At 73.3% G+C, this 19,091-nt stretch carries 17 protein-coding genes; 9 read left to right on the top strand and 8 right to left on the bottom strand.

What is annotated here, in order from left to right:
- Positions 1–8: 8 nt before the first annotated feature.
- Positions 9–629, top strand: a complete 621-nt coding sequence (locus B0I33_RS28335) for an L-threonylcarbamoyladenylate synthase (protein ID WP_106182213.1) — start codon at positions 9–11, stop codon at positions 627–629.
- On the opposite strand, the gene B0I33_RS28330 is transcribed toward B0I33_RS28335, so the two are convergent.
- The 3 genes from B0I33_RS28330 to B0I33_RS28320 form a co-directional block, all read right to left on the bottom strand.
- Positions 589–1,902, bottom strand: coding sequence for an MFS transporter (locus tag B0I33_RS28330; protein ID WP_106182211.1), 1,314 nt, complete (start codon positions 1,900–1,902; stop codon positions 589–591). The genes B0I33_RS28335 and B0I33_RS28330 overlap by 41 nt on opposite strands.
- Entirely contained in the window at positions 1,877–2,917 is a 1,041-nt protein-coding gene (locus B0I33_RS28325) for a YihY/virulence factor BrkB family protein (RefSeq protein WP_106182210.1), read from the bottom strand. The genes B0I33_RS28330 and B0I33_RS28325 overlap by 26 nt, the downstream gene beginning before the upstream one ends.
- 403 nt (positions 2,918–3,320) lie before the next feature.
- Complete coding sequence (locus tag B0I33_RS28320; protein ID WP_106182208.1) at positions 3,321–6,323, bottom strand: ATP-binding protein; 3,003 nt, start codon at positions 6,321–6,323, stop codon at positions 3,321–3,323.
- Between the two features lie 190 nt (positions 6,324–6,513).
- Here B0I33_RS28320 and B0I33_RS28315 point away from each other — a divergent pair, with 190 nt between their 5' ends.
- Together B0I33_RS28315 and B0I33_RS28310 are read left to right on the top strand one after the other, a co-directional pair.
- Positions 6,514–6,864 (top strand): hypothetical protein, encoded by a 351-nt coding sequence (locus B0I33_RS28315; protein ID WP_106182206.1) that lies wholly within the window; start codon positions 6,514–6,516, stop codon positions 6,862–6,864.
- A 120-nt stretch (positions 6,865–6,984) separates the two neighbouring features.
- On the top strand, positions 6,985–9,123 hold the full coding sequence (locus B0I33_RS28310; protein WP_106182204.1) for a tetratricopeptide repeat protein: 2,139 nt from the start codon (positions 6,985–6,987) through the stop codon (positions 9,121–9,123).
- On the opposite strand, the gene B0I33_RS28305 is transcribed toward B0I33_RS28310, so the two are convergent.
- Complete coding sequence (locus B0I33_RS28305; RefSeq protein ID WP_106182203.1) at positions 9,036–9,440, bottom strand: hypothetical protein; 405 nt, start codon at positions 9,438–9,440, stop codon at positions 9,036–9,038. The two genes, B0I33_RS28310 and B0I33_RS28305, sit on opposite strands and share 88 nt — an antisense overlap.
- On the bottom strand, positions 9,430–10,638 hold the full coding sequence (locus tag B0I33_RS28300; RefSeq protein ID WP_106182201.1) for a UDP-N-acetyl glucosamine 2-epimerase: 1,209 nt from the start codon (positions 10,636–10,638) through the stop codon (positions 9,430–9,432). Before B0I33_RS28300 ends, B0I33_RS28305 begins: the two co-directional genes overlap by 11 nt.
- A gap of 195 nt (positions 10,639–10,833) precedes the next feature.
- Here B0I33_RS28300 and B0I33_RS28295 point away from each other — a divergent pair, with 195 nt between their 5' ends.
- Positions 10,834–11,667 carry an SAM-dependent methyltransferase gene (locus tag B0I33_RS28295; RefSeq protein ID WP_106182199.1) on the top strand — a complete coding sequence of 278 codons (834 nt, stop codon included), beginning with the start codon at positions 10,834–10,836 and terminating at the stop codon, positions 11,665–11,667.
- A 75-nt stretch (positions 11,668–11,742) separates the two neighbouring features.
- Here the strand turns inward: B0I33_RS28295 and B0I33_RS28290 are convergent, their stop codons facing one another.
- Positions 11,743–12,948 (bottom strand): endo-1,4-beta-xylanase, encoded by a 1,206-nt coding sequence (locus tag B0I33_RS28290; RefSeq protein ID WP_245901152.1) that lies wholly within the window; start codon positions 12,946–12,948, stop codon positions 11,743–11,745.
- Positions 12,949–13,061: 113 nt separating this feature from the next.
- On the opposite strand from B0I33_RS28290, the gene B0I33_RS28285 reads away from it, so the two are divergent.
- The 3 genes from B0I33_RS28285 (at position 13,062) to B0I33_RS28275 (ending at position 15,657) form a co-directional block, all read left to right on the top strand.
- Positions 13,062–14,087 (top strand): LacI family DNA-binding transcriptional regulator, encoded by a 1,026-nt coding sequence (locus B0I33_RS28285; RefSeq protein ID WP_106182198.1) that lies wholly within the window; start codon positions 13,062–13,064, stop codon positions 14,085–14,087.
- Between the two features lie 63 nt (positions 14,088–14,150).
- The gene (locus tag B0I33_RS28280; protein WP_106182196.1) at positions 14,151–14,855 is read left to right on the top strand and encodes a polysaccharide deacetylase family protein; all 705 of its coding nucleotides are present in this window, start codon (positions 14,151–14,153) and stop codon (positions 14,853–14,855) included.
- 64 nt (positions 14,856–14,919) lie between these two features.
- A complete protein-coding gene (locus tag B0I33_RS28275; protein ID WP_106182195.1) occupies positions 14,920–15,657 on the top strand; it encodes an acetate uptake transporter family protein in 738 nt (245 codons plus the stop codon).
- Positions 15,658–15,665: 8 nt separating this feature from the next.
- On the opposite strand, the gene B0I33_RS28270 is transcribed toward B0I33_RS28275, so the two are convergent.
- Positions 15,666–15,938 (bottom strand): GlsB/YeaQ/YmgE family stress response membrane protein, encoded by a 273-nt coding sequence (locus tag B0I33_RS28270; RefSeq protein ID WP_106182193.1) that lies wholly within the window; start codon positions 15,936–15,938, stop codon positions 15,666–15,668.
- A gap of 15 nt (positions 15,939–15,953) precedes the next feature.
- Positions 15,954–17,936: a serine/threonine-protein kinase gene (locus tag B0I33_RS30615; RefSeq protein WP_146147575.1), complete on the bottom strand. Its 1,983-nt coding sequence runs from the start codon at positions 17,934–17,936 to the stop codon at positions 15,954–15,956.
- A gap of 170 nt (positions 17,937–18,106) precedes the next feature.
- Between B0I33_RS30615 and B0I33_RS28260 the strand changes: the two genes are divergently transcribed.
- Together B0I33_RS28260 and B0I33_RS28255 are read left to right on the top strand one after the other, a co-directional pair.
- Complete coding sequence (locus B0I33_RS28260; protein WP_106182360.1) at positions 18,107–18,457, top strand: PadR family transcriptional regulator; 351 nt, start codon at positions 18,107–18,109, stop codon at positions 18,455–18,457.
- A complete protein-coding gene (locus B0I33_RS28255; RefSeq protein WP_106182190.1) occupies positions 18,454–19,068 on the top strand; it encodes a hypothetical protein in 615 nt (204 codons plus the stop codon). The genes B0I33_RS28260 and B0I33_RS28255 overlap by 4 nt, the downstream gene beginning before the upstream one ends.
- Positions 19,069–19,091: the final 23 nt, after the last annotated feature.

Raw genomic sequence — 19,091 nt, 5'->3', positions numbered from 1 at the left:
CTCAGCCCATGGCCAAGTACTTCGACGTGCACCCGGACAACCCGCAGCCCCGCACCATCCGCAAGGTGGCCGAGATCCTGGGCGCCGACGGCCTGATCGCCTACCCCACCGACTCCTGCTTCGCCCTCGGCTGCCTGCCGGGCAACCAGTCGGGCGTCGACCGGATCAAGACGATCCGCGACCTCGACGACCGGCACCACTTCACGCTGGTCTGCCAGGACTTCGCGCAGCTCGGCCAGTTCGTGCACGTCAGCAACGCGGTGTTCCGCGCGGTCAAAGCCGCCACCCCGGGCAGCTACACCTTCATCCTGCCCGCGACCAAGGAGGTGCCGCGCCGGCTGCTGCACCCGAAGAAGAAGACGGTCGGCGTGCGGATCCCCGCGCACGTCACCACGCAGGCGCTACTGGCCGAGCTCGGCGGTCCGCTGCTGTCCAGCACGCTGCTGCTGCCGGGCGAGGAGGACCCGCTGACCCAGGGCTGGGAGATCAAGGAGCGCCTGGACAACGTGGTCGACGCGGTGATCGACTCGGGCGACTGCGGCGTGCGGCCGACCACCGTGGTGGACTTCTCCGAAGGCGAGGCCGAGATCATCCGGCACGGCGCGGGGGACCCGTCCCGGTTCGAGTAGCGGTCCGCCCCTGGAACCACACGCCGGCCAGCAGGAACACGGCGGCGACGGCGAAGATCGCCGAGTAGCCTTCGGTGGCGGCGAAGCTGAGCACCGGCACCCCGCGCAGCGCGTCGATCGCCTGCCCGGCCAGCAACGGCCCGGCGAGCAGCCCGACCCCGCGGCTGAAGCCGAACAGGCCAGCCCCGACCCCGTGCCTGGTGCGCTCCGGCAGCAGGCTCATCAGCTGGGAGTAGGGCAGGGTCAGCAGGACCACGGCCGCGAAGGCGACCGGCAGGATGGCCGCGACGAACGTGGTGTCGGTGGTGACCACGGCGGGGGTGACGCCGACGGCGAACAGCAGGGCGGCGGCGATCATCACCCGCCGCACGCCGTAGCGGTCGCCGAGCTTGCCCGCCAGCGGGGCGGCGACCACCGCCGCGACGCCGACGAGCGCCAGCGCACCCGACGTGCCGCTGAGGGAGAAGCCGAGCCCGGCGGTGAAGTAGAGCACGACGAACGTCCGCAGGGCGCCGAGCGCGGCCTCCCAGCAGGCGTTGGCGACCGCCCAGTTCCGGATGCGGCGGTCCGCGCGCAGGATGGCCAGTGCCGCGGCGGCTCCGTTTCCCCGCTCGCCGTCCGCCACGTCGGTGGACCGCCCCCGGACGGCGGCGACCAGGCTCGCCGGGAGCAGGAGCAGCACGGCGGCGGCGAGCACGAACGGCAGTGGCCGCCACAGCGCCAGCAGCACACCGCCCCCGGCCAGCGCCAGCAGCAGCCCGGCGGCGCGCAGCCCGCCCTGGAAGCCCTGGGAGCGGCCCTCCATGCCCTCGGGCACGAGGTCCGGGTAGAGGGCGTAGTAGGGCGCGTAGTAGGTGAAGTACGCCGCGAAGAACAGCAGCAGGGCGGGCACCACCAGGTACGGGGAACCACCGGCCAGCGGCAGCAGCACGAGCGCCACGGCCGCCACCACGGCCGCGGCCAGCACGAACGGCAGCCTGCCGCCCACCCGGGTGCGCAGCCGGTCCGACCAGCCGCCGACCAGCAGCGGAATCACGAGCGCGAGAACGCCCTCGCTGCCGATCAGGATGCCGATCGTGGACGGTCCCGCGAACCGGCCGAGCAGCACCGGGCCGTAGGTGGTCACGACCGTGTAGGCGAAGGCGATCCCGAACGCGGGCAGCGCCAGCAGAAGCAGGAACCGGCGTTGCGGCCAGGTGAGCGCCGTGTGGCGGCTGCCCGGCGCGCCCGCCATGGTGCCCCGCAGCTCAGCGCCGGTGCGAGGCTCGCTCACGCCCCGTGCCCTCGGCCTGCGCGGCCTCCCTGGCCTCGGCCGCCTGGGTGTCGGCACTGTGCGCGCCGCGTTCGCCCCTCGGCTGCGGCCGCCCCGTGGTGGTGTCCCGCACCGTCTGCCGCTCGGACTCGGCGTTGATCTCGGCGCCGAGCAGCACCAGGTAGCTGGTGAGGAAGAGCCACAGCATCAGCACGACGACCCCGGCGATCGCGCCGTAGGTGGCGCTGTAGTTGCCGAAGTTGCTGACGTAGAAGCTGAACCCGACGCTGACGATGATCCACAGCACCGTCGCGATCACCGCGCCGGGGCTGACCCACTGCCAGCGCGGGGTGCTGCGGTCGGGAGCCACCCGGTAGATCACCGCGAGCGCCACCAGGAACACGCCCACCAGCAGCACCCAGCGGCCCACCTGCGCGAACACGTTGCCGACGACGCCGAGCTGCAGGTTGGCGATCACCGGCGGGAACACCGCGACCAGCGCGAGGGCCACGAGCGCGACGACGATCAGCGCCAGGGTCAGCGCGAGGGCGATGGCCCTGAGCTTGACGAAGCCGCGCTCGTCCTCCTCGTCGTAGGCGATGTTCACCGCGGTCATCAGGTTGCTCACGCCGCCGGACGCGCTCCACAGCGCGACGAGCAGAGAGACGGCGAGCCCGACCGTCAGTGCCGCGCCGCCCGCGCTCGCCGAGGCGGCCAGCTGGTCGGTGAGGAGCGATTGCGCCGACTGCGGCAGCGCCGACGCGAACTGCGACGTCTGCTGCGCGACCTGCGCCGGATCCGCGATCAGCCCGTACAGCGTGAGCGCCGCGATGATGGTCGGGAAGAGGGCGAGGAAGCCGAAGAAGGCCACCCCGCCCGCGAGGATCGGGACGTTGTCCGCCTGCGCGGCCTTGACCCCCCTGCGCAGTACCTGCCACCAGCCGCGGGGCGGGATCTGGGCCGGGGCGTCCGCGCGCTCCCCACGCGGCCCGGCCCCGTCCGGGCGCCGTTGCTCGTCCTTGTTGCCGCCGTTCATGCCGCGAGGGTTCCCTTCGCGGCGGCTTTCACACCGGCGGCCCGAGCCCGGTCAGCAGATCCACCAGAGGACGTGCATGGCGGCGGCGTGCACCTCCGGGTGACCGGTGATGGCCGCGGCAGCGGCGACAAGGCCGAGACCGACGAACGCGACTTGCTTGACAACCTTCAAGAAAGCTCCTCGGAGTTCCGCCGATGGTGACGACGAGATCGACAACATCGAGAAACCTATTGGGCTAATCGAGGCGAGAGCATCCGAGAAGCGGCGTGACGCACGGTGACGCGGCTAGCGCGAATAGGTCACGTCACCTGCGAGGAAGGAAAATGGAGACAAATCATCTCTACTCAAAGTAGAGTATTTGCTATCCAGACACGGGGGCCAGATTCACCCTTTCGAGTGGCTGTCACGCGTCACCCGGCACCTGTGAGGCCGGATCCGCCACCCCGGTTCGGCCGAGATCCCTCGCGTGTGGAAGCACGAGATCGGTCTCGACCGCGGCGATCTCCGCCAGGCGGCGCTCGACCTCGCGCGCCTTTCCTGACCTGCCCCGCCCGTGGTGGATCTCGGCGCACCGGTGCCAGGCCGCGGCGGCCCGGTCGCGCTCCCCCAGCTTCGCCTCGACCCTGCCCAGCGCGTCGAGCGCCTCGGCTTCGGCGTCGGCCTGTCCGGCCGGCCGGGCGGTCTCGGCCGCCCTGCGTGCGTACTCGGCCGCCTCGCCCAGCTCCCCGGCGTCCTCCCGGAGCTCCGCCGCGATCACGAACAGCCGGGCCCTCGCCGCCACGTTCTCGCCCCGTTCCAGGAGGGCCAGGGCGCGCCGGGCGGACGACTCGGCCCGTTCGCGGCGGCCGTGCGCACGCAGGACGGCGGCGAGCTCCGCCAGCGTCTCCACCTGCCCGCCCGCGTCACCGAGTTCCTCGCGGATCCGGAGCGCCCGCGCGAAGTGCCCGATCGCGTCGTCCCGGCGGCCCCGTTCGTGGCAGATCCCGCCGAGTCGATGCTCCACCGTGGCGACACGCTCCGGGTTCTCCAGGCGCTGGGCCTTCCGCAGGCACTCCCGGTAGAGCCGCTCCGCCTCGTCGAGATCGCCAGACCGATGGTGCGTGGCGGCGACATTGACCAGCACGGTCAGCTCCCCCAGCGGGTGCCCGCACCGGTCGAGGATCGCCAGCGCGTCGCGGAAGCGCGTAGTCGCGGCGGTGACCTCACCGAGGTCGAGCAGGTAGTAGCCGAGGTCGTTGAGCGACGCCGCCTCGGCGAGGTCGTCACCGTCGGCCTTCGCCGCCTCCCGCGCGACCTCCAGACCGGCGGCCGCCGCCGCGGAGTAGCCGCAGCGTCCGAAGATCTCGGCGGTGGCGTGCGGCAGCCGCCAGGCGATGCCGTACCACCGCTGCCGGAACGCGCAGTCGGTGGCGGCCTCCAGGTTGGCCCGCTCCCGCAGGCACCACTGCACGGCCCGCCGTTCGTCGGCGAACGTCATCGGCTCGCTCCCCGGCACGGGCTCCGGCAGTGGCAGCGGATCGGTGTGCGGCAGTACGGCCCCGCGGGCATTGCTCGCGCACCGCAGGTAGAAGTCGAACATGCGGCTCATCGCCGCACGCCGCTCGGGATCGGCGGCGGCGAGCGAGGCCGCGTAGGCGTGCACGAGGTCGTGCATCCGATAGCGATCGATCTCCGCGGGTTGCTCGATCAGGTGCGCGCTCACGAGCTCGTCGAGCCGGGCCCGGGCCGCCGCCCTGTCCTCACCCGCGAGCGCGGCGACCACCTCCACCCCGAACTCAGCACCGGGATGCGCGCCGAGCAGCGTGAAAACGCGACCTGCCTCCACGGTCAGCGCCTCGAAGGAGAGCGCGAAGACCGCTTCCAGGCTGCGATGCGGGCCGTCTCCTTCGGTTCCGATACCGAGCAGCGTTCGCCGGTCGCGCAGCTGCCCGGCGAGGTCGGCCAGGCGCACGTTGGCGCGGGCGGCGGCCCGCTCGGCCGCGAGCCCGAGCGCGAGCGGCATCCCACCGCACATCCGGACGAGCTCGGCGACGGCCGCCGGCTCCCGCGCACAGCGGGCGCCGATGCGCTCGGCCAGCAGCGCCTCGGCCTGCGGATCCGAGAGCGGACCGACGGTCAGCGACCGGATCCCGTGCTCGACGGCGAGCTCGCTGAACCGCCGTCTGCTGGTGACGAGCACGACGCAGCGGTCGAGCAGGGGCAGCAGGGGGCGCACGTGCGCGGAGTTGCGCGCGTTGTCCAGCACCACCAGCACCGTGCGGTCCGCCAGCAGCGCTCGAAGGTGCCGCGCGCGGCGGACGGGACCGGCCACGTGCTCCGCCGGACTGCCCAACGACGCCAGCAGGGTGTCCACCACCTCCGTCGGCGGAGCGGGACCGCGCTCGGCGAAGCCGTGCAGATCGGCGAAGACCGCACCCGCCGGGAACTGCCGTGCGACCCGGTGTGCCCACTGGACCACGGCGGCGGTCTTGCCGAATCCAGCCGCGCCCACCAGCGCGACGACGGTCGGTTGCGGAGCCCCGGAACCGATGCCGACCAGGTGGTCGAGTTCGGCGAAGAGTTCCTCCCTCCCGGTGAAGTCGGACACCGCGCGCGGCAGCTGCCGGGGCGGCTCCGGCGCCGGAACGCTCCTGGCGGGCACCGCGTTCCGGGGGCGGTGATCGTCGTGGAACCGGCGAAGGTCGTCGGCGCCGTCGTGATCGCCTTCTTCCCGCAAGGTCCGGTGCAACGCGAGGTAGTACTCGTCGGCCTCGCCGTGGCGGTGCGCCGCCCGCAGCACCGCGATCCGCTTCTTGCCGAGCTCGCGCAGCGGACCGTGCTCGCGCAGAAGCTCGTCGAGCCTGCGCAGCGCGTCGTCGTACCGGCGCAGGCGCACTTCCTGCTCCACGAGCAACGTGTTCGCGGGAAGCCAGTCGTGGCGGATGACCTCCTGCCGCCAGTCCCGGGCCGGTTCGGTGTCGAGTTCCGCGAGCGGTTCGTCCGCCCACAGGCCGATCGCCTCCAGAAGGCCGGCGTGGGCCCGCTCGTGCTCTCCTCGTGCGCTCGCTTCCTTGGCCTCGGCGACGAGCCGCCGGAAGACGTGGTGGTCGATCCTCTCCCGGTCGACGCGCAACCGGATCCGACCGTCCACAATGTCCAGTTGAACCGCGAGACCGCAGTCGCGCAGTGCGGCCCGGACCCGGCCGCCATGGGTGCTCAGCGTGGCGGCCGGATCCTGGGGGGCCTTCTCCCGCTCTCCCCACACCCAGTCGACCACGGTGTCGAACGGCACCAGCCGCCCAGGCCTGGTGAGCAGCGCGGCCAGCAGTTGCCGTTCCCTGCGCCGCCCGGTCCACTGCACGGACAGATTCCCGTGCAGCCGCACTCGCATCGAACCGAGAATGCCGAAGTCGATTTCTTCGTGCACAGGGGCACCACCTCCCCCGGCCGCCGAAAAACCACCGGTGCCCGCGAACTCGGTGTCCTCAGTGTGTCAGGAGCGGAAAACCGGGACCAGGGGCACTTTTACCGGCACAACAGCACGTGCGATGCCACCCTGCTGCTATTTTCGGATAACGGGTGGCCGGCACCGACCACCACGCGGAAAGGGGATTCCGATGCCCGAACCCATTCTCGTTTCCATCGCGGCGGCGCTCGCCGGCAAGGCGGCGACCGGACTCTACGACCTCGTCCGCCGCAGGTTCGCGCACGACGAGCAGGCCCTCGCGGAACTCGAGGCCGCCACCGACTCGCCCGGGGAACCCCGGTTCGTGCACGCGGTCGCCGAGCGGATCGCGCAGGCGGAAGAGGACGACCCGGAATTCCGGCGAGAATTGCGCGCCCACTGGGAGGCGGTTTCCGGGGGCCAGGCAGCCGGTGACGGCAGCGTCGCCAATCACGTGTCCGGCACGGTGTCCGGACGGGTGGTTCAGGCCGGCGAGATCCACGGCGACGTCCGGCTCGGCTGACCACGGGACGCGAAAAAGGTTCCCCGCATCGGGAAAGTCACAGAACTTCCGCACTCAGGCGGTACCTCGGTCGCACCGCGGCAGGAAGACTGCCGGTACCACAGAAACGAGGGCGGGCTCATGAACACCGGCACGGACAAGGACATGGGGATCTCGGGCGGCGTCTCGGGATGGGCGGTCCAGGCCGGTTCCGTGCGGGGTGGAGTGCACCTGCATCCACCCTCGTCGCCGGTGCCGGTACCCCGACAACTGCCTCCCGTCCCGGCGTCGTTCGCGGGCCGGGAAACGGAGATCACCGAACTGGACCGGCTGCTCTCCCCGGACGGGAGGCGCCGGGGGCCGGGGCTCGTCGTGCTCGTCGGGCCGGGCGGGGTGGGCAAGTCCGCGCTCGCGGTGCGCTGGCTCCAGGGCGCCGCCGACCGGTTTCCCGACGGACAGCTCGTCGCCGACCTGTGCGCGTTCGGGGACGGCCCCCCGGCCGGTCCCGGCGACGTGCTCGCCGGGTTCCTCCGCGCACTGGGAATCCCGTCCGGCGACCTGCCCGCGGCGCTCGCCGAGCAGGTCGCGCTGTACCGGTCGCTGACCGCGGGCAAGGCGATCGCCATCCTCGCCGACGACGCCGGGTCCGCGGCCCAGGTCCGCCCGCTGCTCCCCGCGTCGCCGCACAGCGTCGTCATCGTGACCAGCCGGTGGCGGCTCGGCGGCCTCGCCCTCGACGGCGCACAGGTCGTCGACGTGGACCCCCTCGACACCCCCGGCGCGTTGCGGCTGCTGTCCCGCACCGTCGGCGAGGCCCGGGTCACCACCGAACTTCCCGCCGCCCGTGCCCTCGCCGAGCTGTGCGGAGGGCTGCCCATCGCGTTGTGCGTCGCGGCCGGACGGTTGTCGACGCGACCACGCTGGCCGATCGCCAGGATGGTGCGTTCCCTTTCCGACGAGCGGCAACGGCTGGCGGCACTGGCGGTCGCCGACAGTGCCGTGGTGCAGGCCGGTTTCGACGCGTCCTGCGCCGAATTGGGGCCGGCGACGGCCCGGGTCTACCGGCTGCTGGGTCTGCACCCGGGCCGCGATCTGTCCGCCGCCGCGGCCGCGGCACTGCTCGCCCTCCCGCGAGCGGAGGCAGAGGACCGGCTGGAGGAGCTGGTCGAGGCGAGCCTGCTCATGGATGCCGCGCCGGACCACTACCGCTTCCACGACCTCGCCCGGTTGCACGCGCGGCAGTGGGCCGAGCGGGCGGAGACCGGAGCCGACCGGGAAGCCGCCGAGCGCCGGATGGTCGGCTGGTACCTGGACCACGCCGTCGCGGCCGACCACGTGGTGCTGCCCGCCCGTCCCCACATCGGCCCGCGCTATGCGCGCGTGCTGGACTGCGCTCCCCGGTTCGGTGGCGCGCGTCCGGCGCTGGACTGGCTCGAACGGGAGCTGGGCAACCTCTGCGCCATCGTGGACCTCGCCGCCGACCGGCGGTGGTGGGACGAAGCCTGGCAGCTGTGCGAGGCGCTGTGGGGCCTGCTGGTCTTCCGCAGGCATCGGGGGCCGTGGGTTCGCACCCACGAGCGCGGCATCGACGCGGCCCGGCAGGCGGGCAACCCCCGGGCCGAAGCCCGGTTGCGCGTACAGCTCGGCTACGCCCACCTCAGCACCGGGCAGCCCGAGCGGGCCCGGCCCTTCTTCGCCGGCGCGCTCGGCCTCGCCAGGGCCACCGGAGACCGCGCGATGGAGGCCACGGCGCTGGAGCATCTGGGGCTCGCCTGCCGGGCTTCGGGAGAGGCGGCCTCGGCCATGCGCTGCTTCACGGACGCCCTGGCCATCGCCGAGGCGCTCGGCCAGCCGCGCGCCGCGGCACTCCACCTCCGCCGTCTCGGGGAGGCGCTGTGCGACCAGGGCCGGGACCGGGAGGCACTGCCTGCCTACGAACGCGCCGCCGCACTGGCGCTCGAAGTCGGCGACACCGTGCTGCACGCCAGGGCGCTGACCCGGCTCGGTGCGGCGCGTGGGCGGCTCGGCGACCGGGAACCGGCCGTGGACGTGCTGCACCGGGTGATCGCCGTGCTCGGCGAGCATGGCGCGGACCACTACCGGGCGGAAGCGCTCGAAGCGCTCGCGGACGTGCACGACCGCGCGGGGGACACCGCCGGGACACGCACACTGTTGCGGCAGGCACTGGCCACCTACGAGTTCTCCGGCGGGCGGGACGCCGAGCGGGTCCGCTCCCGCCTGAGCGCCCTGGGCGAGTCATCCCCCGCGCCGACCGAGTGATAACGACGCCAGGCGTGCTCGCGCGTGGTGGCCCGGTGATGGTCGCTCGGCTCGCCGCCGCGGACCGCGACCACGCATCGCCCCGGTGCCCACTCCACGGCGGCCACGGTGGCTCCGGGCAGCAGGACCAGCAGGTCCCGGGCACGGCACCGCGCGGCGTCCCGGCTGCCGGGCAGGCAGTCCAGAACGATGTCCGCCCGCTCGGCCACCACCCGTCCCGCGTCGGGAACGCGGGCCGCGAGAGCCCGGTCGGGCAGCCCGCCTTCCATCCACATGCGGGTCTCCACCACCGGATCGCGGCCGGGATCATCGGCCATCCGGCACCTCCGCGGGGAGCGGCACCGGTGACACGGGCGCCGGGTGCGCGGGTTCCGCCAGCCCCAGCAACCGATACATCGCTCGCCGGAGAGACGGTCCCGCCTGCCCTCGATTCGACGTCAGGCGCGCCGCCACCATCGCGGACCGCTGACGTGCCCAGCCCAGGCGCGCCTCGCGCACCAGCGCGCGCGGGCACGCGGCGGGCCGGAGCACCGGAGCCGTGCGGTGCAGCAACGCCGCGACGCTACCCGGCCGGACATCGGCCGCGGAGCCGGGAGCCACCAGGACGGGCACTCCGATGCCCGCCGCGTACTGGGTGACCGAGCCGTGGTCGCCGAGCACCACGTCCGCGGCCACCAGTGCCGCCCGCCAGCCCTCTTCCGGAGGCAACAGGGCCACACCGGACCGGAGGTGTGCCGACAGCCACGCCCGGACCTGCCAGCCGCCGTGGACGGCCCAGATGTTCGGGTGCAGTGCGGCGACGATGCGGTACCGCGAGCGCGGCAGCGCGTCCAGAACGCGGTCGAGGAGACGGCCGTCGCCACCGAACAACGAACGCCGCGACCACGTCGAGCTCACCACGACGAGGCACTGACCCGGTCGCACGCCCAGTGCCCGCCGGTACAACGGGCGCAGTGGCAGGCTGGCCTCGATGCGGTCGAGGCAGGGATCCCCTGCCACGAACGTCCGCGGGGCGGCCTCCGGGCAGCACCGCCGCACCTGGCGAGCCTCGCGCTCGTGCGCCACGGCGACGGCCGCGGGCACCACCCTGCCGTCCCGGACCAGCAGGTCCCGCAGGCCGAGGTCCGCGTCCCACGGGGTCCGCCGCGACCTCGACCCGACCCCGTGCGGTACCACCAGCACCGGGCCGTCGACCTGGTCGATCTGGCTGTGACTGGCCGCGAGCACCAGGTCGAAACGCATCCGGAGCACCTGGTGCCAGGGCAGCACGAGGCCGCCCCACGACCGCAGGTACTCCTCGGCGCCGTGCCAGCCGTCGGCCATCGCCGGCACCGTGAACACCACCTGGATCCGGTGATCGGCCTCGAGCAGCGGAAGCAGGTCGGTCAACCGCGTTCCCGCCGTCATGTGCGGCACCATCACCAGCACGGTGCGGCACCCCGTTCTGGTCAGCCAGCGAGCCGCCGCCGGACTGCCGGGCGCCTTCACCCAGGTCGCGTGTGGTGCGTCGGTCATGATCCCGTTCCCCTCTCCACGGTCGGATCACCCTGGCGTGGAGCGTGCGGGACCGCCAGGTCAACGCGATGTCACCGGGAACGCACCGGGCCGTCAGCCCGCCCCCTGCCGTGACAGGGCCCTGTGTTCACCCGGAATGGTGAACAAGGCACACTGATCCCGGCTTCCACGGGAGGAACGCACGGGAGGATCGCGATGGCGGGCGGCGACGCGGACCGGCTCGGCGAGTCGGTGAACAAGGTCTCCGCGGGGCGTGTCTACGACTACCTGCTGGGCGGCGTGCACCACTACGCGGTGGACCAGCGGTTCGCCGAGGAGCAACTGAAGAAGCTGCCGGAGATGCGTGACTTCGCCCGGTCCAACCGCGCCTTCCTTGGCCGCGCGGTGAGGTACGCGGTGAGCCAGGGCATCCGGCAGTTCGTCGACATCGGCTCCGGCCTGCCGACGCAGGGCAACGTGCACGAGGTCGCGGAGGAGGCCGCCCCCGGCGAGTGCCGTGTCGTCTACATCGACAACGAGCCCATCGCGCAGGCGCACGCCGAGATCCTGCTGGAGCGCACCGCCGACCCGGCGCGGCACCGCGCGCTCGACGCGGACTTCTTCGACGGCCCGCGGTTGTGGCAGCTGGTGCTGGACACCGGGGTCATCGCCGAGCGCGAGCCGATCGCGCTGCTCGCCGTCGCCCTGCTGCACTTCATGCCGCCGGAGACCCGGCCGGAGCGCATGCTCGCGTTCTACCGCGACCAGCTGGCTCCCGGCAGCCTCGTGGCGCTGTCGCACATCCACGTCCCGCCCGAGGACACCGCGACCCTCGCCGCGTCGCGGGAGGTGATCGAGTCCTACCGCAAACAGGCCAACAGCGTCGCCCAGCCGAGGTCGAGGGAGGACATCGCCGCCTTCTTCGACGGTCTCGACCTGGTGGAGCCGGGCCTGGTCTGGATATCCGAATGGCGCCCCGAGGGCGCCGATCCGTACCGGGACGACCCAGCGGGCTCCCGCGGCCTGGCCGGGGTCGGCCGGAAACACTGACCGGCAGCCGGACGAGAACGACCCCGCCCTGCCCCCGGCGCGGAGGGGCGGAGCGGGGTCGTCCACAGGGGACGGTCAGCGGCGGGACCAGCCCCCGTGCCGCGGGTGCGGGCAGTCGCGGTGGCCACGCGAGGCCTCCGCGAGCGTCTCCCGCAGCGCGTGGTAGGCGGGCTTGCGGGTGAAGTCGTCCCACATCACCGTCGCCGCGCCCTGCCCTTCGAAGAACACCGGGACCCACGAGTACTTGTCGGTGAAGCCCCAGATGGTGAACGAGTCGCAGCCCTCGACGGCGAGGCAGGCCTCGAGGGTCCGCTGGTAGTAGTCGGCCTGCTGCGCCAGCTGCTCCGCCGTCGGCGTGCCACTCTCCGGCAGGTCCATCCGGACGTCGAGCTCCGTGATGGCCGTGGCGAGGCCGAGTTCGTCGAACCTCCGCAGGTTCTGCTCCAGGTCACCGGGAAACCCGTAGCGGGTGCTCAGGTGCGCCTGCGCGGAGAAGCCGTGCACGGGAACGCCCTGGGCCAGCAGCTGCTTGGTCAGCTCGTAGTAGGCATCGCTCTTGGCGTTGACGCTCTCCACGTTGTAGTCGTTGAAGAACAGCTCCGCCTTCGGGTCGGCCTGGTGCGCCCAGCGGAACGCGTCCGCGATGATGCCCGGACCCAGCTCCCTGAGCCAGATGTTGTCCTCGGTCCGCAGGTTGCCCGCGTCGTCGAAGATCTCGTTGGCGACGTCCCACTGCTGGATCCGGCCCGCGTAGCGGCCGACGACCGTCATGATGTGCTCGCGCAGGATCGAGCGCAGCTCGGCCGCGGAGAAGTCGCCCTCCTCGAGCCAGGCCGGATTCTGGCTGTGCCACAGCAGTGTGTGCCCGCGCACGGCCTGCCGGTTGCGCTCGGCGAAGGCGACGATGGCATCGGCCATGGCGAAGTCGTACCGGTGCCGTTCCGGGTGGATGTACTCCCACTTCATCTGGTTCTCCGGCGACACCGAGTTGAACTCCCGCGCGAGGATGCGCCGGTACGGCCGGTCGGAGGTGAACGGGTCGGGGTACGGCTGTTCCAGGTGGTGGCCGCCACCCGCGACGGCCGTCCCGATGTGGAAGCCCTTGGGCGCCGCCCAGCGCAGGGTGTCGTGCTTGCCGTGCCCGTGTCCCGGGGGGACGCGGGGCGACTCGGCGAGGGCGGGCGCGGCCAGCGAGACGGACATCGCGGCGGCGGCGAGTGCGGCGGTGACGAGACGGGCGAGGCGGAGCTTCTTCATCGAGGTCTCCCACTTCTCGGACATGACCGGCAATACTTTCGGAAAATTCCGGAAGTTTGCGTGACGACGCACCCTAAGCTGATCCGCACAGGCCGTCAAGACGCTCGTAAGCTGGACCGGTGCCAAGGAGGACCCCCGTGACCGCCACCCCGGCTCGCACCGTGACCATCTCCGCCATCGCCGCGGAAGCGGGGGTGTCCGCACCGACGGTGTCCCGCGTGCTCAACGGCCGCGGCGACGTCGCGCCCGCCACCAGGGAGCGGATCGAACAGCTCCTGCGCGCGCACGGCTACCGGCGCCGCGGCACACCGCCCCGCGAGCGGCGGAGCGGCCTGCTCGACCTCGTCTTCAACGACCTCGACAGCCCGTGGGCGGTGGAGATCATCCGCGGGGTCGAGGACGCCGCCCACGCGGCCGGGACGGGCACCGTCGTCTCGGCCATCCACCGGCAGGCCGACTCCACCCGGCGGTGGCTGGCCAACATCCGCTCGCGCGACAGCGACGGCGCCATCCTCGTCACCACCGACCTCGACCCCGGCCTGCACGCCGAGCTGCGGGAACTGCACGTGCCCGCGGTGGTGATCGACCCCGCGGGGGTGCCCGCCCTCGACGTGCCCACGATCGGCGCGACCAACTGGGCAGGCGGGCTCAGCGCCACCGAGCACCTCATCGGCCTGGGACACCGGCGGATCGGGTTCGTCGCGGGCCGCCCGGAACTGTGGTGCAGCCGCGCCCGGCTCGACGGCTACCGGGCCGGGCTGGAGACCGCGGGGCTCGCGGTCGACCCGGACCTCATCGTCGAGGGCCGGTTCGACTACGAGTCCGGATTCCGCGGCGGTGAGCGCCTCGTCGACCTCGCGCACCCCCCGACGGCCGTGTTCGCCGCGAGCGACCAGATGGCGCTCGGGGTGCACGAGGCGCTGCGGCGCCGCGGCCTGCGCGTGCCCGAGGACGTCAGCGTGGTGGGCTTCGACGACCTGCCGGAGGCCCGCTGGGCCGCGCCGCCGCTGACCACCGTGCGGCAGCCGATGGCCGACATGGGCAGGCTCGCGGTCCGCACCGTGCAGCGGCTGGTGCGGGGCGAGGAGATCGAGAGCCCCCGGGTCGAGCTGGCCACCGAGCTCGTGGTGCGGGACAGCACCGCTGCGCCGAACGGGCGTTGACACCGGCGGCGCCGGGCCGCAGAGTGTTCCGGAAACTTCCGGAACACAGCGTGGAGGCGCCGGATGTCCGCGACCGCCCGGTTGCTGCTCGCCGCCCTGGCCACCGCTCTGCTGCTCGGCGGCACCGCGCCCGCCGCGGCCACCCCGCCGAGGGGACCGGCGACACCGGACATCGTGGACACCACCCGGCACGGCGGCCGGGCCGTCGCACTCACCTTCGACGACGGGCCCGACCCGCGCAACACCCCCCGGCTGCTGGACGTGCTGCGGGCGCACCACGTGAAGGCGGTGTTCTGCCTGTGGGGCGACCACGTCCGCGAGCACCCCTGGCTGGTCCGGCGGATCGTCGCCGAGGGGCACACGCTGTGCAACCACTCCCTGCACCACGACGACCTGAGCACGGCGTCGCCGCACGCGATCAGGGCGGACCTGCTGGCGACATCGGCGGCCATCCGGGCGGCCGTGCCGCACGCCCGCATCCCGTACTTCCGCGCGCCCTACGGCGCGTGGGGGCAGACGCCCGAGGTGGCGGCGTCGCTGGGAATGCAGCCGCTGGGCTGGCGGCTCGCGGTCGGCGACTGGGACCCACCCGGCACGGACGTGCTCGTGGAGCGGCTGCTGTCCGGTCTCGAACCCCGTGCGGTCGTGCTGCTGCACGACGGCGGCGGTGACCGGGCACAGACCGTCGACGCCGTCGCCCGCGTCGTCCCGCGGCTGCGCGCCGAGGGCTGGCACTTCGGACTTCCGTCCCCGCCCGGCCGGGGATGAGCGGCGCCGGATCGGGGCACCCTGCCCGAGGCGGCCGTCCACGACCGCCAGGGAGGGAACGACGATGGCCCGATCCGCCGACCGGAACGCCGAGCACGAGGGCGGGTTCTGGCGGGATCGCACGCGGATCGTGCTCACGCCGGTCGCGGCACCGTCGATCCTCGGGCTCTTCGGGTTCGCGGCGAGCGCCTTCGCCGTGTCGGCGAACGTCGTCGGCTGGTACGGCGTCCGGTCGGTCACGCCGCTGGTCCTCGCCGCGTTCGTGCTCACCTTCGGCGGTGTCGCGCAGGTGCTGGCGGCGATGTGGGCCTACCGCGCCCGCGACGCGGTGGCCACCGCCATGCACGGGGCCTGGGGTTCCTACTGGATCGGCTACGGCCTCTATCACCTGCTCATCGCGGCCGCCGTGCTGCCCGCCCCGACGGCCGACGCCGTGGCGCGCACGGCGTTCGGCTTCTGGTTCGTCGGCCTGGCGGCGATCACCGTCATCGGTTCGGCCGCCGCCGCGGCGGAGAACCTCGGGATCGCGCTGGAACTCCTGGGCCGCACCTGCGGGGCGACGCTGCTGGCGATCGGCCTGATCGCCGGTGTGCCCGCGGCGCGGACGGCCGGGGGCTACGCCCTGATCGTCGCGGCCGTGCTCGCCTGCTACACGGCGTCCGGCCTGCTGCTGGAGGCGGCCACCCAGCGAGTGGTCCTGCCGGTGGGCAAACGGGGCGCCGAACCCGACACCCCGGGTGCCCGACCGCGCCGGATCGTGCAGTACCCCGCCGGGGAGCCGGGCGTGCGGTACGGCCAGTGACGCGGCTCCTACTCCCGCCTTCGCCCGGGGGAGCCGATGACGATCCGGTAGAGAGCGAGGATCACCATCGAGCCGAGGATCGCGAGACCCCACGTGCGCGCCTCGAAGAACCGTCCGATGTCGACGGAGAACAGCGTCCTTCCCAGCCAGCCGCCGAGCAGCGCGCCGCCGATCCCGAGCAGGATGGTCAGGAAGCAGCCACCCGGGTCGCGGCCCGGCATCAGCAGTTTCGCGATGCCGCCGGCCAGCAGCCCGAGGATGACCCAGCCGAGAATACCCATGGGCCCACCCTACGATCACCGTTTCGCGGCGAACTCGACCACCGCGACCTCGCCGGGCTCGCCGAGCGGGACGTAGGCACGGCGGCCGCCGGGGGCCAGCACCACGTCGCGGGGGTCGGCGCCCACGGGTACGACGCCGGTGACCTGGTTCGCCGCCGCGTCGATCACGCTCAGGGTGCCGGGCCCGGCGCTGACCACATAGACGCTCTCGCCGTCGGGCGCGACCGCGACACCCTGCGGCTGCGCGCCCACGTCGATCCGCGCGACCACCGAGCGGGACCGGGTGTCGATCACGGCGACGGTGCCGTCCGACTCGTTCGGGATGTAGGCGCGGCGGCCGTCCGGCGAGAACGCGGAGTCCTGTGGCCTGGTGCCCACCGGGATGGTGCCGGTGACGGTGCCGCCTGCCGTGTCGACCACCGTGACGGAGTCGTCGGTGAAGTCGGTGACGTAGAGCTGGCCGCCGCCGGGCGACACCATCACCTCGAACGGCTTCGCGCCGACGTCGACGGTGCCGACGATCGTGTCGTTCCGGAGGTCGAGCACGGAGACGGCGCCGGCGACGGCGTTGGTCACGTACCCGCGGTCGCTGCCTTCCGGCCCGAAGGCGACCCGGTCCGGGCCGCGTCCGGCGGGGATCGTCGCGGTCACCGTGTTGTTTCCGGTCTCGATCACAGAGATGGTGTCCGTGCGGAAGTTGGCCACGTAGACCTTCGTGCCGTCCGGCGACACGGCGATGCCACCGGGATCGTCGCCGACCGGCACCGTGGCGACGACCTCGTTCCGCCGCGTGTCGAGCACGGACACCGTGTCGTCAGCGGCATTGGCCACGTAGGCCCGGCGACCGTCCGGGGTCAGCGCGACGCTCTCCGGCAGCGCACCCACGGGCACCACCGGACCGGCCTCGGCCACCAGGTCCAGCGACGACCCCGGCTCGCCCGTGCCGGGCGGCGGCGAGGTGCCGCCGCCCGACGAGGGCAGGTTCAGCAGCACCACGCCCGCGGTGACCGCGACGGCGACCAGCGCGCCGGACACGGCGAGCGGCACCCGCCCCCGTCGCCGCCGCGGCGCCGCGCCGACGGGCTCGGTGCGCGCCTCCCCCGCGGTGGCCGCCGCGCCGGGCAGGGTCGCCGTGGTGGCGGGGGCGTCGCCGAGCTCGACGGTCGCGGCGGTCCCCGGCGCCAGCGCCGCCCTGGCCGCCGCGGCGAGCTCACCGGCGCGGGCGTAGCGCTCGTCCGGCTTCTTCGCCATGCCGCGGGCCACGACCGCGTCCAGGCCCGCGGGCACGCCCCGGCGCGCCCGCGCGGGCGCGGGCGGATTGTGATGCAGGTGCGCGTACATCTGCGCGGGCATCCCCTCGCCGCGGAACGGGCGCTGCGCGGTCAGCGCCTCGTACAGCACGCAGCTGAGCGAGTACACGTCCGCCCGGAGATCCACCTCGCCACCGGTGAACCGCTCGGGCGCCATGTAGTGCGGGGTGCCCACGGTGTCGCCGGTGCCGGTCAGCCGGGTGTCCGTGGCCGCGCTGGCGATGCCGAAGTCCACGAGGTAGACGTGGTCCGTTTCGCCGTCCCCGTGGCTGACCAGCACGTTCGACGGTTTGACGTCCCGGTGGACGAGCCCGTCGGCGTGCGCGGCGTCCAGCGCACCGGCCACCTGCGCGATGATCCGCACCGCGCGGGCGGGTTCCAGCGCGCCCTCCCTGGCCAGCAGCTCCCCCAGGTCGACGCCCTCGACCAGCCGCATGTCGAGGAACGGCTGCCCGTCGATCTCGCCGTAGTCGTGGATCGGGATCACGTGCGGTTCCCGCAGCCGCGCCGCCACCCGGGACTCGCGGCGGAAGCGGGCCTGGAATCCCGGGTCGGCCGCGAACGCCGCGGGCAGCCGCTTCACCGCCACGACCCGGTCCTTGGTGGTGTCGACGGCACGGTAGACCTCGCCCATCCCGCCCCGGCCGATGAGCGACTCCAGCCGGTAGGGGCCGAACTGCTCGGTCACCGCACCCTCCACCCTCGACACCGAACCGGGCGTGCCGGACGGACCGGCCGCCGGACCGCGCACTCACCTTAACCGGCGAACGGTGCCAGGCCGGTCTTTCCGGACACCGCGGTTACTGACGACGACCCACTAGTTTGCGAGACCTACTAGTTGGCGTTACCGTGGTGCTGGTGAGAGCGGAACCCAGGGGCAGGCGGACGCAGTGGTTGCGGGGGGTGCTCGACCTCGCGGTGCTGGCGCTGCTCGCCGAGACGGGCGAGGACTACGGCTACACGCTGTTGCAGCGGCTGGCGAAGGCCGGCCTGCCGGACGTCCAGGCCGGAACCCTGTACCCGCTGCTCAACCGACTGGCCGCGGACGGCCTGGTGCGCGCGGAATGGCGGGCGGGAGCGGGCGGCCCCGGGCGCAAGTTCTTCGCGCTGACCGACGAGGGCAGGACGGCGCTCACCGAGCGGGGTGCGGAGTGGACGGATTTCGCGCGGAACGCGGTCGCACTGGTGGAACGGGGGATGCGGGCATGACCGATGTGGACGGAAAGTATCGCGAGGAACTGATCCTCGCCCTGCGGCGGCACGGCCTTTCGGGCAGGCAGGTCGGCGAGGTGGTCGCCGAGGTGGAGGCGCACCTCGGCGAGACCGGTGCGGATCCGGTCGACGCGTTCGGTGCGCCGCGGGACTACGCGGCCCAGGTCGCGGCGCAGCTCGGCCCGGGGAGAGGGAGCCGGCCGGCACCGGCGGACGTGGGCGCCGTGCTGGCGGCGTGCGCCCTCGCACTGGCCGGCACCAGCCTGCTGATCGACGGGCTGACGGCGGGCGGGCAGGCCGTGACGGTCACCGCCGCGGACGTGGCCTCCCTGCTCGTCCTGCTCACGGTGCTCACCGCGGGTGCCTTCGGCCTGGTCCGCGTGGTCGCCGCCACCACGAGCCGCGCCGTCCTGGCCGCCGTCGTTGCCGGTGTCGTGCTCGCGCAGATCGGCGCCATCCTGCTCACCCGGTTGCTGCCCGGCGACGACGTCGGCCTCGTCACGCTTCCGCCGTGGGCCGGGATCACGCTGGGCGCCGCGCTCCTGGTGGCCATGGCCGCGCTGCTCGGCCTCATCCGGCGCGACCGGATCACCGGCCCCTGGGACTGACTCGTACTTCGGACCGATCCGCG

It is taken from the genome of Prauserella shujinwangii (genome assembly GCF_003001955.1).
Taxonomy (GTDB): Bacteria; Actinomycetota; Actinomycetes; order Mycobacteriales; family Pseudonocardiaceae; genus Qaidamihabitans; species Qaidamihabitans shujinwangii.
This window is presented reverse-complemented; position numbering and strand designations above follow the sequence as displayed.